The organism is Candidatus Shikimatogenerans bostrichidophilus, from assembly GCF_033372575.1.
Classification (GTDB): Bacteria; Bacteroidota; Bacteroidia; order Flavobacteriales; family Blattabacteriaceae; genus Shikimatogenerans; species Shikimatogenerans bostrichidophilus_L.
In genome coordinates, this window is the sequence record NZ_CP104094.1 from 20,493 (window position 1) to 35,616 (window position 15,124).

The 15,124-nt window shown below is 17.1% G+C and carries 22 protein-coding genes and 1 tRNA gene; all 23 read left to right on the top strand.

The window, feature by feature from the left end:
- The first annotated feature begins 23 nt into the window (after positions 1-23).
- The 23 genes from N2590_RS00095 to N2590_RS00205 all read left to right on the top strand — a co-directional run bounded on the left by N2590_RS00095 (position 24) and on the right by N2590_RS00205 (position 15,112).
- Positions 24-533 (top strand): DUF4290 domain-containing protein, encoded by a 510-nt coding sequence (locus N2590_RS00095; RefSeq protein ID WP_318165786.1) that lies wholly within the window; start codon positions 24-26, stop codon positions 531-533.
- A gap of 153 nt (positions 534-686) precedes the next feature.
- Positions 687-761: transfer RNA gene (locus tag N2590_RS00100), tRNA-Val, on the top strand.
- 11 nt (positions 762-772) lie between these two features.
- Positions 773-1,534: a type I methionyl aminopeptidase gene (map, locus tag N2590_RS00105; protein ID WP_318165787.1), complete on the top strand. Its 762-nt coding sequence runs from the start codon at positions 773-775 to the stop codon at positions 1,532-1,534.
- A gap of 11 nt (positions 1,535-1,545) precedes the next feature.
- Entirely contained in the window at positions 1,546-2,016 is a 471-nt protein-coding gene (gene rpsG / locus N2590_RS00110) for a 30S ribosomal protein S7 (RefSeq protein WP_318165788.1), read from the top strand.
- 9 nt (positions 2,017-2,025) lie between these two features.
- A complete protein-coding gene (gene fusA, locus N2590_RS00115; RefSeq protein WP_318165789.1) occupies positions 2,026-4,110 on the top strand; it encodes an elongation factor G in 2,085 nt (694 codons plus the stop codon).
- 87 nt (positions 4,111-4,197) lie between these two features.
- Entirely contained in the window at positions 4,198-4,815 is a 618-nt protein-coding gene (gene rplC, locus N2590_RS00120) for a 50S ribosomal protein L3 (RefSeq protein WP_318165790.1), read from the top strand.
- Positions 4,796-5,428: a 50S ribosomal protein L4 gene (rplD, locus tag N2590_RS00125; RefSeq protein ID WP_318165791.1), complete on the top strand. Its 633-nt coding sequence runs from the start codon at positions 4,796-4,798 to the stop codon at positions 5,426-5,428. The genes rplC and rplD overlap by 20 nt, the downstream gene beginning before the upstream one ends.
- On the top strand, positions 5,425-5,742 hold the full coding sequence (locus tag N2590_RS00130; protein ID WP_318165792.1) for a hypothetical protein: 318 nt from the start codon (positions 5,425-5,427) through the stop codon (positions 5,740-5,742). Before rplD ends, N2590_RS00130 begins: the two co-directional genes overlap by 4 nt.
- The gene (rplB, locus tag N2590_RS00135) at positions 5,714-6,472 is read left to right on the top strand and encodes a 50S ribosomal protein L2 (RefSeq protein WP_318165793.1); all 759 of its coding nucleotides are present in this window, start codon (positions 5,714-5,716) and stop codon (positions 6,470-6,472) included. The genes N2590_RS00130 and rplB overlap by 29 nt, the downstream gene beginning before the upstream one ends.
- Positions 6,473-6,478: 6 nt before the next feature.
- Positions 6,479-6,760 carry a 30S ribosomal protein S19 gene (gene rpsS, locus N2590_RS00140; protein WP_318165794.1) on the top strand — a complete coding sequence of 94 codons (282 nt, stop codon included), beginning with the start codon at positions 6,479-6,481 and terminating at the stop codon, positions 6,758-6,760.
- 9 nt (positions 6,761-6,769) lie between these two features.
- A complete protein-coding gene (locus N2590_RS00145) occupies positions 6,770-7,186 on the top strand; it encodes a large ribosomal subunit protein uL22 (RefSeq protein ID WP_318165795.1) in 417 nt (138 codons plus the stop codon).
- A complete protein-coding gene (gene rpsC / locus N2590_RS00150) occupies positions 7,158-7,916 on the top strand; it encodes a 30S ribosomal protein S3 (RefSeq protein ID WP_318165796.1) in 759 nt (252 codons plus the stop codon). The genes N2590_RS00145 and rpsC overlap by 29 nt, the downstream gene beginning before the upstream one ends.
- A 2-nt stretch (positions 7,917-7,918) precedes the next feature.
- A complete protein-coding gene (gene rplE / locus N2590_RS00155; protein ID WP_318165848.1) occupies positions 7,919-8,521 on the top strand; it encodes a 50S ribosomal protein L5 in 603 nt (200 codons plus the stop codon).
- Between the two features lie 3 nt (positions 8,522-8,524).
- Positions 8,525-8,908 (top strand): 30S ribosomal protein S8, encoded by a 384-nt coding sequence (gene rpsH / locus N2590_RS00160; RefSeq protein ID WP_318165797.1) that lies wholly within the window; start codon positions 8,525-8,527, stop codon positions 8,906-8,908.
- A gap of 13 nt (positions 8,909-8,921) precedes the next feature.
- A complete protein-coding gene (rplF, locus tag N2590_RS00165; protein WP_318165798.1) occupies positions 8,922-9,476 on the top strand; it encodes a 50S ribosomal protein L6 in 555 nt (184 codons plus the stop codon).
- A gap of 10 nt (positions 9,477-9,486) precedes the next feature.
- Positions 9,487-9,807, top strand: a complete 321-nt coding sequence (locus tag N2590_RS00170; protein WP_318165799.1) for a 50S ribosomal protein L18 — start codon at positions 9,487-9,489, stop codon at positions 9,805-9,807.
- 7 nt (positions 9,808-9,814) lie between these two features.
- Positions 9,815-10,303 carry a 30S ribosomal protein S5 gene (gene rpsE, locus N2590_RS00175; RefSeq protein WP_318165800.1) on the top strand — a complete coding sequence of 163 codons (489 nt, stop codon included), beginning with the start codon at positions 9,815-9,817 and terminating at the stop codon, positions 10,301-10,303.
- A gap of 76 nt (positions 10,304-10,379) precedes the next feature.
- A complete protein-coding gene (rpsK, locus tag N2590_RS00180; RefSeq protein WP_318165801.1) occupies positions 10,380-10,799 on the top strand; it encodes a 30S ribosomal protein S11 in 420 nt (139 codons plus the stop codon).
- An 11-nt stretch (positions 10,800-10,810) separates the two neighbouring features.
- Positions 10,811-11,416 (top strand): 30S ribosomal protein S4, encoded by a 606-nt coding sequence (rpsD, locus tag N2590_RS00185; protein WP_318165802.1) that lies wholly within the window; start codon positions 10,811-10,813, stop codon positions 11,414-11,416.
- A 32-nt stretch (positions 11,417-11,448) separates the two neighbouring features.
- Complete coding sequence (locus N2590_RS00190; RefSeq protein WP_318165803.1) at positions 11,449-12,168, top strand: DNA-directed RNA polymerase subunit alpha; 720 nt, start codon at positions 11,449-11,451, stop codon at positions 12,166-12,168.
- Complete coding sequence (gene rplQ, locus N2590_RS00195; protein ID WP_318165804.1) at positions 12,149-12,520, top strand: 50S ribosomal protein L17; 372 nt, start codon at positions 12,149-12,151, stop codon at positions 12,518-12,520. Before N2590_RS00190 ends, rplQ begins: the two co-directional genes overlap by 20 nt.
- Positions 12,513-14,612 carry a valine--tRNA ligase gene (locus N2590_RS00200; protein ID WP_318165805.1) on the top strand — a complete coding sequence of 700 codons (2,100 nt, stop codon included), beginning with the start codon at positions 12,513-12,515 and terminating at the stop codon, positions 14,610-14,612. Before rplQ ends, N2590_RS00200 begins: the two co-directional genes overlap by 8 nt.
- Positions 14,582-15,112 carry a hypothetical protein gene (locus N2590_RS00205; protein WP_318165806.1) on the top strand — a complete coding sequence of 177 codons (531 nt, stop codon included), beginning with the start codon at positions 14,582-14,584 and terminating at the stop codon, positions 15,110-15,112. The genes N2590_RS00200 and N2590_RS00205 overlap by 31 nt, the downstream gene beginning before the upstream one ends.
- The last annotated feature ends 12 nt before the right edge of the window (positions 15,113-15,124 follow it).

The following is a 15,124-nucleotide window of genomic DNA, read 5'->3' on the forward strand; positions in this document are numbered from 1 at the left end:
AAATAATTCAATAAATAATAAAAATGGAATATAATACTAAAAAAAGTAAAATAATATTTCCTCAATATGGAAGAAATATACAAAAATTAATAGAAGATACGTTAAAGAAATTAAAAAATACAAATAGAATAAGTCAATATATATATATATTAAAAATAATGAAAAATAAAAAAATTATAAGTAATATAAATATATATAAACGTATATTATGGGATCAATTATATTTATTAACTAATAAAAAATTAAAAAAAAAAGAATATCCATTTAAAAATAAAAAACCTATTTATTATTTAAAAAAAAAAAAAATTAAAAAATTAGATTATCCTAAAAATGGAAATGAATATAAATATTACGGAAAAATAATACCAAAATTAATAAAAAGTATTAAAAAAATAAAAAATAAATATAAATATAAATATTATATAGCCAATAAAATGAAAATTAATTATATTAAATGGAATAATAAAAAAAATATTAAATATAGTAATATATTAAATGATATAGAATTAATTTCAAAATTGAAAAAAAAATAATTAATAGTTAATAATAAAAATTAATTATAATAAAATTAATTATAATAAAATTAATTATAATAAAATTAATTATAATAAAATTAATTATAATAAAATTAATTATAATAAAATTAATTATAATAAAATTAAATTATAGAAATATAATTTCTAAAAAGGTGGTTAGCTCAGTTGGTTTAGAGCGTTTGCCTTACAAGCAAAAGGTCACTAGTTCGAATCTAGTACCACCTATATAAAAAAAAATGTTGATAAAAAATAAAGAAGAAATAAAGTTAATAAAAAAAAGTTCAATATTAACTTCTAAAACATTAGGAATAATGTCAGAATATATAAAACCTGGAGTAAATTTATTAAAATTAGATAAAATAGCTTATGAATATATTAATGATAATGGTGGAAAACCAGCGTTTTTAGGATTATATAATTATCCAAATACTATTTGTACATCTATAAATAATGAAGTAGTTCATGGAATACCTAGAAATATTAATTTAAAAGAAGGAGATATAATATCTATAGATTGTGGAGTATTAATGAATAAATATTATGGTGAACATGCATATACTTTTGGAGTAGGGGAAATATCAAAAATAAAAAAAAAATTATTAAAATATACAAAAAAATCATTATATATAGGAATAAAAGAGAGTAAAATTGGAAAAAGAATAGGAGATATAGGATATAAAATAAATAAATTTATAACTAATAAGGGGTTTAAAGTAGTAAAAGATTTATTTGGACATGGAATAGGCAGAAAAATACATGAATATCCAAATATTCCTAATTATGGAAAAAAAAATACAGGGATAAAAATAAAAAATGGAATGGTATTATCAATTGAACCTATAGTTAATCAAGGAACAAGTAAAATAAAATTAAGTAAAGATAAATGGACTTATTTAACTAAAGATAATTTGTTATCAGCCCATTATGAGCATAATATAGCTATTATAGATAATAAAACAAAAATATTATCAACATTTAAATATATAAATAATATATAATATATAAATAAATGAGAAAAATAAAATTTAAAAAAAGAATTTATAAAAAAGATTATAAATATAATAGTAAATTAGTAACTTATTTTGTAAATAATTTAATGAGAGATGGAAAAAAAAATTTAGCTTATAAAATATTTTATAATGCGTTAAATATCATAAATAATAAAATAAAAGATATAAATCCGTTAATAATATTTAAAAAATCGTTAAAAAATATTGCGCCTAAAAAAATAATAAAAAATAAAAAAATAGGAGGAACTAATTATAATATACCAATTGAAATTAATAAAAGAAAAAAAATATATTTATCAATTAAATGGTTAATATTATATGCCAAAAAAAGAAAAGAAAAAACAATGTCTGATAAATTAGCTAATGAAATAATAGCCGCTTATAATGGAATAGGAGAGGCAATAAAAAAAAGAAATAATATATATAAATTAGCAGAATCTAATAAAGCATTTAAAAATATTAATATATAAAATAAAAATATGAATAAAAATAAATTAAAATATACTAGAAATATAGGAATAGTAGCGCATATTGATGCAGGAAAAACAACAACAACAGAAAGAATATTATATTATACAGGAAGAAGTCATAAAATAGGAGAGGTACATGAAGGAAATACAACAATGGATTGGATGGAACAAGAGCAAGAAAGAGGGATAACAATAACATCTGCAGCAACTAGATGTATATGGAAATATAATAAAAAAGATTATTATATAAATATAATAGATACTCCTGGTCATGTAGATTTTACAGTAGAAGTAGAAAGATCATTAAGAGTATTAGATGGAATGGTAGTATTATTTAGTTCAGTAGAAGGAGTAGAACCACAATCAGAAACAGTTTGGAAACAAGCAAATAAATATAAAATACCAAGAATAGGGTATGTAAATAAAATGGATAGAAAAGGTTCTAATTACTTAAAAGTTTGTAAAGATGTAAAAAAAAAATTAAAATGTAATACGATTATATTACAATTGCCATTAGAAAAAGAGGGAAAATTTATAGGTATTATAGATATAATATTAGAAAAATATATAATATGGGAGAATAAAAATTATGGAATGAAATATAATATAAAAGATATACCAGAGAATGAAATAGAAAAAATAAAAAAATATAAAAAAAAAATATTAGAGAATTTATCTGAATACGATGAAGAAATAATGAATAATTATTTAGAAGGAAAAAAAATTAAAAAAAAAAAAATAATATCTATAATAAAAAAAGAAACATGTAAAATGAATTTAATACCTATGTTATGTGGTTCTTCATTTAAAAATAAAGGAGTACAAAAAATGTTAGATGCAATATGTATGTATTTACCTTCTCCTTTAAAATCAAAAAAAATAATAGGAATAGAAAAAATAAATAAAAAAAAATGTATTGTTAAACCAAATTATAAATATCCTTATTGTTCATTAGTATTTAAAATATCTACTAATAAATATTATGGTAAATTAGTATTTATTAGAGTATATTCAGGAAGTTTAAAAGTTGGTGATTATGTATTAAACTCAAGAACTAATAAAACCGAAAGAATATCCAGAATGTATCAAATGCATGCAAATAAACAAATTCCTATAAATAAAATATGTGCAGGAGATATATTTGCAGGAGTAGGATTAAAAGATATAAAAACAGGAGATACATTATGTGATGAAAATAATCCAATAATATTAGAAAAAATATTATTTCCTAAACCAGTTATGGGAATAGCGATAGAAACAAAAATAAAATCTGAAATAGAAAAATTAAATTTAGCTTTATCTAAAATGGAAGAAGAAGATCCAACATTTAAAGTAAAAATGGATAATAAAACAGGACAAATAATAATTTATGGAATGGGAGAATTACATTTAGATATTATAATAGATAGAATAAAAAGAGAATTTAATTTAGATATTAATAAAGGTAAACCAAAAGTAGAATATAAAGAAAAAATAACTAAAAAAATTACTCATAGAGAAATATATAAAAAACAGACAGGTGGAAGAGGAAAATTTGCAGAAATTTTATTTACTATAGGACCATATAAAAAAAAAGGATTAAAATTTATAAATAAAGTAAAAGGAGGGAATATTCCAAAGGAATATATAAGTTCAATAGAAAAAGGATTTAAATATTCTATGCAAATAGGGCCATTATTAGGATATGAAATAGATTCAATGGAAATAGTATTATTAGATGGATCTTATCATTCAGTAGATTCAGATTCTTTATCATTTGAAATAGTAGCTAAAAATGGGTATAGAAATTCATCAAAAAAAACTAAACCAATAATAATGGAACCTATAATGAAATTAGTAATTAATTGTCAAAATGAAAATATGGGTAATATAGTGAGTGATATAAATAAAAGAAGAGGAATAATAAAAAATATAATAGATAATAAAAATAATGAAAAAATAATTAATGCTTTAGTACCTTTATCAGAAATGTTTGGGTATGTGACAATATTAAGATCATTATCATCAGGTAGAGCATATTCAAATATGATATTTTCACATTATGAAGAAGTACCAAAAAATATTTTAAATAAAATAATAGATAATAAATTATAATATATAATATGATAATTAAATATTACTATATATCATACGAGTTAAAAAAAATAAAAGAAAATACGAATATAAAAAAAAAGTAAGTAAATGATAGGTTTAATAGGAAAAAAAATAAAAATGATAAATGTATTTAGAAAAGGTAAAATATATACATGTACAGTAATAAAAACAGAAAAAGGATTTATTATAAAAAAAAGTAATAATAAAATATTATTAGGGTATATAAAAGTAAAAAAAGTAAATAAACCATTAATGGGAATATTTAAAAAATATAATAGTAAATATTATAAAAAAATTATAGAATTTAATAGATTAACAGAGAATGAAATAAAATATATAAAAAATAAAAAAAAAATTGATTTAGAGATATTTAATATAGGAGAAAAAATAGATATAACAGGATATTCTTTAGGAAAAGGTTTTCAAGGAGTAGTTAAAAGACATAAATTTTCAGGAGTTGGATCAAAAACACATGGACAACATAATAGATTAAGAGCACCAGGATCTATAGGAGCAGGAACTTATCCAGCTAAAGTAATAAAAGGATTGAAAATGGCAGGAAGAATGGGAAATAAAAAAGTAACCGTTAAAAAAATAAAAATATTATTAATAAAAAAAAATATTTTATTAGTAAAAGGATCAGTACCAGGAAAAAATAATAAATATTTAATAATAAAAAAAAAATATGGAAAATTTAATAAATAATAATAAGATAAAAAAAAATATAAATATAATAAATAAATATAATATGTTCAAAAATAAAGAACATATAATTTATTTATATGTAAAAAAATATCTTAATTCAAAAAGAAAAAATACAAGTAAAACAAAAGAAAGAAGTGAAATAAAAGGAAGTACTAGAAAATTACAAAAGCAAAAAGGAACAGGAAAGGCAAGAAAAGGAGATATAAAAAATCCTATATTTAGAGGAGGAGGAAGAATATTTGGACCAAAAAATAATAGAAATTATAAAAATAAAATAAATAAAAAGGTTTATAAAATAGTGAAAAAAATTTTATTATGTAATAAAATAATTAATAAAAAAGTATTTAGATTAAAAAAAATAAAATTTTATTCACATAAAACTAAATATTTTATTAATTATTTTAAAAAATTAAAAATAAAAATAAATAATAAAAAAAAATATTTAATAATAACAGATAAAAAATATAAAAACTTACTAATATCATCAAAAAATATTAAAACTGTTACAATTAATAATATAAAACAAATTAATATATATAAAATATTAATATCAGATTATATAATATTTATAAATAAAAAAATAAAAAATATAATTAATATAATAAAATTATGAAATTATTAATAAGGCCTTTAAAAACTTATAAGTCAATTAAATTATATAAAAAATATAATTTATATAGTTATTATTTAAATAATAAAAATATTAATAAAATACAATTAAAAAAATATTTTAAAATAAATTATAGTTTAATAGTAAAAAAAATAAATATTATTAAAATAAAAAAAAAAAATAAAATAATTAGAAAAATAATAGTAAAATATTTTAATAATAAAAAAAAAATTAAATTATTGAATAATAATGAAAATAATAAAAAAAAAATTAAATTATTGATTAATAATGAAAATAATAAAAAAAAAGAGATTTAAGTACAATAAATTAATATATGGAAAATTAAAATCAGGAGGTAGAAATAATCAAGGTAGAATAACGGTAAGATATATAGGAGGAGGCCATAAAAAAAAATATAGATTAATAGATTTTAAAAGAAATAAATATGATGTAATAGCAACAGTTAAAAAAAAAGAATATGATCCTAATAGATCATCATATATATCATTATTGTATTATAAAGATGGAGAAAAAAAATATATTTTATCAGTAAAAGGATTAAAAATAGGAGATAGAATAATATCATCAAAAAAAAAATCATCATTAAATATAGGAGATTCAACTACATTAGATTTAATTCCTTTAGGAACTATAATATGTTGTGTAGAAAATATACCAGGAAATGGAGCTATATATTCAAGAAGTGCAGGAACATATTCAAAATTAATATCAAAGGATAAAAAATATGCAATTATAAAATTATCATCAAATGAAAAAAAAATGGTATTATTAAAGAGTATGGCAACAATAGGAAGTATATCAAATAAAAATCATAAATTTAAAAAATTAAAAAAAGCAGGAAATAATAGATGGTTAGGAAAAAGACCAAGAACAAGAGGAGTAGCAATGAATCCTATTGATCATCCGATGGGTGGGGGTGAAGGTAAAGCATCAGGAGGACATCCAAAAAGTAGAAAAGGAATTTACGCAAAAGGATTTAAAACACGTAAAAAAAATAAAAAATATTCAAAATATATTTTAAAATAAAAAAAAATGCCTAGATCATTAAAAAAAGGACCATATATAGATTATAAATTATTAAAAAAAATAAAAATAAATAATTTAGAAAGAAAAAATAAAAAATCTATAAAAACTTGGTCAAGATCATCAGTAATAATACCAGAATTCATAGGAAACACAATATTAGTACATAATGGTAAAAAATTTATTTCAGTATTTATTACCGAAGAAATGGTAGGTTATAAATTAGGAGAATTTGCACCAACTAGAAATTTTAAAGGTCATTCAGGAAAAAAAGAAAAAAATAAAAAATAATAATAAAAAATGGGAAAAAGAAAAAGAAATACAGCGTTAAAAATAAAAAAAAAAAATAAAACAAAATTTTATTCTTATATAAAAAATGTAAGAATATCTCCAAGAAAAATAAGAAATTTAATAAATTTAATAAAAGGTAAAAAGGTTTTAACAGCAATTGAAATTTTAAAAAATTATATAAGTTATAAAAAATCAAAAATATTAATAAATTTAATATTATCAACAATATCAAATTATAAAATAAAAACAGGAAAAAAGGATATAAAAAATTTATATATTTATAGTTTAATAGTTAATAGTTCAGGAATAATAAAAAGAGTAAAATATGCCCCACAAGGAAGGATAAATGAAATAAGAAAAAGATTAAGTATAATAAAATTAGAAATAAAAAATAAAAATGGGACAAAAATCAAATCCAATATCTAATAGATTAGGAATAATTTATGGATGGAAATCAATATGGATAAAAAATTATTATTTAAATGTAAATGAAGATAATAGGATAAGAAAATATATAAATAATAGATATAAATATTGTATATCGACAATAATAATAGAAAAAATGAATAATAGAGTAGTAATAACTATATGTACATCTAAACCTGCAATAGTAATAGGAAAAAAAGGAAAAGAAGTAGATAAGTTAAAAAAAGAAATAAATAATATAATAAAGAAAAAAGAATATTTATATTATAAAAAAAAAGAAAAAATAACTAAGAGATTTGTTTATATTAATGTAGTAGATGTAAAATATCCTGAAATAGATTCAATATTAGTATCTAAAAATATATGTAGACAAGTAGAAAGTAGAATATCTTATAAAAAATCTATTAAATATGCAATAAAATCAGCAATGAAAAAAAAAATAAAGGGAATAAAAATAAAAATATCAGGGAGATTAAATGGATCAGAAATAGCTAGAACAGAAGTATATAAAGAAGGAAGTATAAAATTGTCAACAATAAGATCAAATATTGATTATTCATTATCAGAAGCCAATACTAAATATGGAAAAATAGGAGTTAAAGTCTGGATAATGAAAGGAGAAATATATGAAATGAAAAAATATTTCACTAATTATAATAAAGAATTAAAATATAAGTCAAAAAAAAAAAAAATAATAAGAGTAGGAAAAACATATAAAAAAGAGGAATAATAATTATGTATATACCAAGAATAAAATTATTATATGAAAAAAAAGTAATTAATAATTTAAAAAAAAAATTAAAATATAAAAATATAATGCAAGTACCTAAATTAAAAAAAATTGTAATTAATATAGGGGTAGGGGTAAGAAATAAAAATAATATAGTAGATACTATGGAAGATTTATCATTATTAACAGGTCAAAAATCAACTTATAGATTATCAAAAAAAGATATATCAGGATTAAAATTAAGAAAAGGAACAAAAATAGGATGTATGGTAACATTAAGAAGAAATATAATGTATGAATTTTTAGAAAGATTAATTTCAGTAGCATTACCAAGATCAAAAGATTTTAATGGAATAAAAGAAAATAGTTTTGATGGAAAAGGAAATTATAATTTAGGTATAAAAGAACATATAATATTTCCAGAAATTAATTTTGAAAAAGTAAAAAGAATTTATGGAATGAATATAAGTTTTGTAACAAGTACAAAAGATGATAATTCAGCTAAAGAATTATTAATAAATTTAGGATTACCATTTAAAAATAATAATATATATGGAGGAAGATGCAAAAGAATTATAAAAAGAAAAAAAAATAAAAAAAAATAGGAAATGGATACTATCGGAAATTATTTAACATTAATAAGAAATGCATGTAATGTTAAAAAAAAATATGTAAAAGTAAATTATTCAAAAATAAATAAAAATATAACTAAAGTATTATATAATAATAATTATATAAAAAAATATAAAATATATAAAAATAAAATTAAGAAAATAAAAATATATTTAAAATATATAAATAATAATTCAGTAATAAGAAAAATAAAAAGAATAAGTAAACCAAGTTTAAGAAAATATTTAAAATATAAAAATATTTATAAAGTATTAAATGGATATGGAATATCAATAATATCTACTTCAAGTGGAGTAATGACAGGAAAAGAAGCAAAAATTAAAAAAATAGGAGGAGAAATATTATGTATAATATATTAAATAAAATAATAATATGTCAAGAATAGGAAAAAAATATATAATTATTCCTAATAATGTAAATATATATAAAAAAGATAAATATATATATGTAAAAGGAAAATTAGGCAATTTAAAACAAAAAATAAATAATAATATAATAATAAAAATATTAGAAGATAAAATATATTTAATAAATAAAAAAAAAAATATTAAAAAATATAAAAGTTTACATGGACTTTATAGAATGTTAATATATAATATGATAAAAGGAGTAAATAAAGGATATAATAAAAAATTAAAATTAGTAGGAGTAGGATATAATGCAATAGGAAATGGGCAAATATTAAATTTAAATGTAGGATATTCACATAAAATAGTAATGAAATTTTGTAAAGAAATAAATATAACAACAGAAAAGGAAATAGGAGATAATAATAATATAATAATAAATATTTTTTGTATTAATAAACAATTATTAGGAATAGTAGCATCAAAAATAAGATCTTTAAAAAAACCTGAACCATATAAAGGAAAAGGTATAAGATATATAAATGAAAAAATAATAATTAAAAAAGGAAAATCAGTATAATAATATAATAATGAAAGGTAATAATAGAAATATAAGAAATATGAATATACCAAGATTATCAGTATTTAGAAGTAATAAAGAAATATATGTTCAAATAATAGATGATATTAATCAAATTACACTAATATCATATTCTTCAATAATAGAAAAAAAAAAAAATAATAAAAAAATGACTAAATCAGAAATGTCAAATATAGTAGGAAAAAAAATAGCTGAAAAAATGTTAAAATTAAAGATTAAAAAAATATTTGTAGATATAAAAAAATATAGATATAAAGGAAGAATAAAAATTTTAATAGAAGCAATTAGAAAAAATGGAATAAAAATATAAAAAAAAAATGATAAAAATAAAAGATATTAAAGAAAAGATAGTTAAAATAAAAAGAGTATGTAAAGTTACAAAAGGAAGAAGAGATTTTAGTTTTACTTGTATAATAGTAAAAGGTAATTATAATGGAATAGTAGGTTATGGAATGGGAAAAGCAAAAGAAATTCCAAATTCTATATATAAAGCTGAAGTAAAAGCTAATAAAAATTTAATAAAAATTCCAATAGTAAATGAAACTATTCCTCATGAACAAAGTTATAAATATTGTAGTTCAAAAATATTATTATATCCAGCTTATAAAGGAACTGGAGTAATTGCAGGAGGATCTGCAAGAATAGTATTAGAATTAGCAGGAATAAAAAATGTATACGCAAAATTTATAGGCTCTTCTAATGTATATAATTGTGTAAAAGCAACTTATAATGCATTAAAAGAAATAAAAGAAAATTATTATTTAAAATTAAAAATTAATGAAAATATCAAAAAACAAAAAAAATGATCATTAAAAAAAATTTGAAAATGGTATAAAATAAAAATTATATGAAAGTAATACTAAAAAAACATAAATTAATAATATGAATAACGAACTAAATAAAAAAAAAATGAAAAAGAAGAAAATTAAAAATAAATTAAAAAAAAAAAAAATATATTATGGGGATGGAAATATATATATACATTCTACATTTAATAATATAATTATATCATTAACGGATAAAAAAGGTAATGTTTTAGCATGGTCTTCATCCGGTAAAATGAAATTAAAAGGATCAAAAAAAAATACTCCATTTGCAGGACAAATAACAGCTAAAAATATTTGTGAAAAATGTATTCAATTAGGTATAAAAAAAGTAAGTATAATAATTAAAGGACCAGGTTCTGGAAGAGAATCAGCTATAAGAACAATAAGTAATAATGGGATTAATATTAGATCAATAAAAGATAGAACACCATTACCTCATAATGGATGTAGACCACCAAAAAAAAGAAGAATATAATATAATAAATTATGTCAAGATATATAGGACCAAGAAATAAAATTTCAAGAAGATTAAATAAATATATATACGGAAATAAAAAATATTTTAAAAAAAAACAATATCCACCAGGTCAACATGGTTTATTAAAAAAAAGAATAGTAAAAAAATCTAATTATTATATTCAATTATTAGAAAAACAAAAAGTAAAATATAAATATGGAATATTAGAAAAACAATTTAAAAGAATGTTTAATATAGTAAATAAAAAAAAAGGAATAACAGGAGAATTATTATTACAAATGTGTGAACGTAGATTAGATAATGTAGTATATAGAATAGGTTATGCAGTATCTAGATATGCAGCTAGACAATTAGTGACTCATAAACATATTAAAGTAAATAATAAAACTATTAATATACCTTCATTTAATATAAAAATAGGTGATATAATCTCATTAAATGAAAAAATGAAAAATAATATAAATGTTTTAAATGCATTAACAATAAATAAAAATAAAAATAAAGATTGGTTAAAATGGAATGAAGAAAATATGTCTTCAGAATGTTTAAAATTACCTAATATAAAAAATATAGACATTGATCATCAATTAATTGTAGAATTATATAATAAATAATTATATAATAAATAATTATATAATAAATTATTATGAAAGATTTTAAAATAATAATAAAAAAAAATAATAAAAATTTAGGAATATTTAAAATTTACAATATAAATAGTGGTTATGGAGTTATAATAGGTAATTCTTTAAGAAGAGTTTTATTATCTTCTATATATGGTTATGCAATAAATTATTTTAAAATAAAGGGAATAAAACATGAATTAAGTTATATAAAAGGGTTTATAGAAGATGTACCTGAAATAATTTTAAATTTAAAAAAAATAAGATTTAAATTAAAAAATTCTAAAAAAAAAATAAAAACAGAAAAAATAAATATTAAAATAAATAATAAAAAAAATAAAATATATGCAGGGGAAATAGAAAAATATTCAAAATATTTTAAAATAATAAATAAAAAATTAATAATTTGTAATAAAGATGAAAAAGCAAAGTTTAATATAAAAATAATAGTAAAAAAAGGAAAAGGATATATAGAAAGTGAAAATAAACCAAGATATAAAGATTATATAGCTATTGATAGTATTTATACACCAATTTTAAATGTAAAATATTTTATTAAACAAATAGATAACTACAATGAAAATATTGAAAAAATAGATATTTTAAGAATAGAAATTTTAACTGATAGTTCAATAAAACCTCTAAAGGCATTAATAAAAGCTTCTAAAATTTTAATTAAAAATTTTAATAATTTAATAAATAAAAAACAATATTTTAAAATACGTGAGACATATAAAAAATAAAAAAAATTTAAGTAGAAAATATTCACATAGAAAAAGTTTGTTATCTAATTTGTCATGTAATTTAATTATTTATAAATCTATATATACTACTTTATGTAAAGCAAAAGAATTACAAAAATATATTGAGCCAATAATAAATAAATTAAAAAAAAATAATATTCATACTAAAAGAATAATATTAAAAAAATTAAAAAATAAAAAAGTAGTAAAAATTTTATTTAATGAAATTTTAAAAAAAACTATTAATAGAAAAGGAGGATATACAAGAATTTTAAAATTTGGATATAGAAAAGGAGATGCATCTATAATGTCAATAATACAATTAGTTGATTATTATAAAATAAATGAATAATTATAATTTTAAAATAATAAATAAAAAAATATATAAAATTTGGTTAAAAAAAAAATATTTTAATTCTAATTTCAATATAAAGAAAAAACCTTATTTATTATTACTTCCTCCCCCTAATATAACAGGAGATTTACATATTGGACATATATTAAATAGTACTATATTAGATATATTAGCAAGAAGACATAGAATGTTAGGATATAATGTATGTTGGATACCTGGAACAGATCATGCTTCTATAGCTACAGAAATAAAAGTAATAAAAGAATTAAAAAACAATGGAATAAATATAAAAAATTTAAGAAAAAAAAAATATTATAAAATATTATTAAATTGGGCTAAAAAATATAATAAAATTATAATTAAACAATTAAAAAGTATAGGTTGTTCATGTGATTGGAATAGAAAACAATTTACTATGGATAAAAATAATTATAAATCTGTAATTAAAGTATTTATAAAATTATATGAAAAAGGAATAATATATAAAAAAAATAAATTAGTAAATTGGGATACTTATGCAAAAACTACAATTTCTGATGAAGAAATAATATATAAAAAAATAAAAAAAACTTTATATTATATAAAATATTTTACAGAGGATAAAAAAAAATATTTAGTAATAGCTACTACAAGACCAGAAACAATATTTGGAGATACTGCTGTATGTATTAATCCAAAAGATAAAAGATATAAAAATTTTATAAATTATAAATTAATAGTTCCAATAGTAAATAGAGTAATACCAATAATAACAGATAAATCAGTAGATAAAAATTTTGGAACAGGATGTATAAAAATTACTCCTGCCCATAGTAAAGAAGATTATAAAATATATAAAAAACATAAATTAAATATAATTAATATTTTTAATGACGATGGTACATTAAATGAAAATTGTAAGTATTTAAAAGGTAAAGATAGATTTTATGGAAGAAAAAAAATTTATAAAAAATTGAAAAAATTAGGAAATTTAGTAAAAAAAGAAAAAATAATAAGTAAAATAGCTTATTCAGATAGATCAAATACAATAATAGAAAATAAATTATCTTCACAATGGTTTTTAAAAATGAAATATTTAATTCAACCTGTATTAAAAAAAATAAAAAATATAATATTTTATCCTAAAAATAAATATAATAATTTATGTAATAAATGGTTAAATAATATTAAAGATTGGAATATTTCAAGACAATTAAAATGGGGACATAGAATACCAGTTTATTATTATAAAAATAATTTAGTAGTAGCAAAAAATTTTAAAAATGCTATTAAAAAATTAAAAAATAAATATAAAAAAATTAACATAAATAATATAAAACAAGATAAAGATGTATTAGATACTTGGTTTTCTTCTTGTATATTACCAATATCAGTATTATATGGTATAAATAAACCTAATAATATTGATTTTAATTATTATTTTCCTATAGAAATATTAGTTACTGGTTATGATATATTATTTTTTTGGGTTTTAAGAATGATAATGTTAAGTTGTTTTTTAATAAAAAAAAATCCATTTAAAAAAGTATATTTAACAGGTATAGCAAGAGATAATAATAAAATTAAAATATCTAAATCTTTAGGAAATTATAAAAATTTATATGTATTATTAAACAAATATGGTGCAGATGGAATAAGAACAGGAATATTAAGTACTAATTTTGAATATGATTTTATTTTTAATGATAATTTATGTATAAAAGGTAGAAATTTTATAAATAAAATATGGAATGCATTTCAATTAATAATAAAAATTAAATATAAAGTAAAACAAAATAATAAAAAAAAAACAAAAAAACTAAATAAAATAATGGTAAAATGGTTTAAAAATATTTTATATTATAAAATATATAAATTAAATAATTATTTAGATAATTATAAAATATATAAATCATTTATTTTAATAAAAAATTTATTTAAAAAAACATTTTGTTCTATATATTTAGAGTATATTAAAAAACAAATAAAAGATAAATATTTAATTAAAAAAACTTTTAATTATTTTTATATCTTATTAAAAATTTTACATCCATATGCTCCTTTTATAACGGAATATATTTGGAAATTATTAAAAAAAAAAAAAATATAACAATTTCTAGTTGGCCTAAAATTAAAAAATTTAATAAAAAAATAATAAATAAATTTAATAATACATTAAATTTTATAAAATATTTAAATACTATTAAATATTCAAATAATAATAATGTAATTTATATATATAAAAGTAATAAACAGAATTTTAAAAATAATATATATATTAAATTAATATATAAATTGACTTTAATAAAAAAAATTAAAATAAAAAGTAAATTAAAAAATAAAAATAAATATTTATTATTTATTTATAAAAATATAATTTTTTTTTTATTAAAAAAAAAAATAATATTTAATAAAAATAATGAAAATAAAAAAATATATAAAAAAATAAAGTATTATAAAAAATATTTATTAAATATAAATAATAAATTAAAAAATAAACAATATTTATTAAAAGCACCTATTAAAATAATAAATTTAGAAAAAAAAAAAAAAAAAGATATTGTAAAATTAATAATAAATTTAAAAAAAAAAATATTAATTAATAAATAAAAAATAAATTTT

Coding starts and splice junctions, on each gene's coding strand:
- rpsK (WP_318165801.1), top strand. CDS start 10,380: ATGAATAACGAACTAAATAAAAAAAAAATGAAAAAGAAGAAAATTAAA.
- rplC (WP_318165790.1), top strand. CDS start 4,198: ATGATAGGTTTAATAGGAAAAAAAATAAAAATGATAAATGTATTTAGA.
- fusA (WP_318165789.1), top strand. CDS start 2,026: ATGAATAAAAATAAATTAAAATATACTAGAAATATAGGAATAGTAGCG.
- N2590_RS00170 (WP_318165799.1), top strand. CDS start 9,487: ATGAAAGGTAATAATAGAAATATAAGAAATATGAATATACCAAGATTA.
- rpsH (WP_318165797.1), top strand. CDS start 8,525: ATGGATACTATCGGAAATTATTTAACATTAATAAGAAATGCATGTAAT.
- rplB (WP_318165793.1), top strand. CDS start 5,714: ATGAAAATAATAAAAAAAAAGAGATTTAAGTACAATAAATTAATATAT.
- N2590_RS00200 (WP_318165805.1), top strand. CDS start 12,513: ATGAATAATTATAATTTTAAAATAATAAATAAAAAAATATATAAAATT.
- rpsE (WP_318165800.1), top strand. CDS start 9,815: ATGATAAAAATAAAAGATATTAAAGAAAAGATAGTTAAAATAAAAAGA.
- N2590_RS00130 (WP_318165792.1), top strand. CDS start 5,425: ATGAAATTATTAATAAGGCCTTTAAAAACTTATAAGTCAATTAAATTA.
- map (WP_318165787.1), top strand. CDS start 773: ATGTTGATAAAAAATAAAGAAGAAATAAAGTTAATAAAAAAAAGTTCA.
- N2590_RS00190 (WP_318165803.1), top strand. CDS start 11,449: ATGAAAGATTTTAAAATAATAATAAAAAAAAATAATAAAAATTTAGGA.
- rpsG (WP_318165788.1), top strand. CDS start 1,546: ATGAGAAAAATAAAATTTAAAAAAAGAATTTATAAAAAAGATTATAAA.
- rpsS (WP_318165794.1), top strand. CDS start 6,479: ATGCCTAGATCATTAAAAAAAGGACCATATATAGATTATAAATTATTA.
- rplD (WP_318165791.1), top strand. CDS start 4,796: ATGGAAAATTTAATAAATAATAATAAGATAAAAAAAAATATAAATATA.
- N2590_RS00145 (WP_318165795.1), top strand. CDS start 6,770: ATGGGAAAAAGAAAAAGAAATACAGCGTTAAAAATAAAAAAAAAAAAT.
- rpsC (WP_318165796.1), top strand. CDS start 7,158: ATGGGACAAAAATCAAATCCAATATCTAATAGATTAGGAATAATTTAT.
- rplF (WP_318165798.1), top strand. CDS start 8,922: ATGTCAAGAATAGGAAAAAAATATATAATTATTCCTAATAATGTAAAT.
- N2590_RS00095 (WP_318165786.1), top strand. CDS start 24: ATGGAATATAATACTAAAAAAAGTAAAATAATATTTCCTCAATATGGA.
- rpsD (WP_318165802.1), top strand. CDS start 10,811: ATGTCAAGATATATAGGACCAAGAAATAAAATTTCAAGAAGATTAAAT.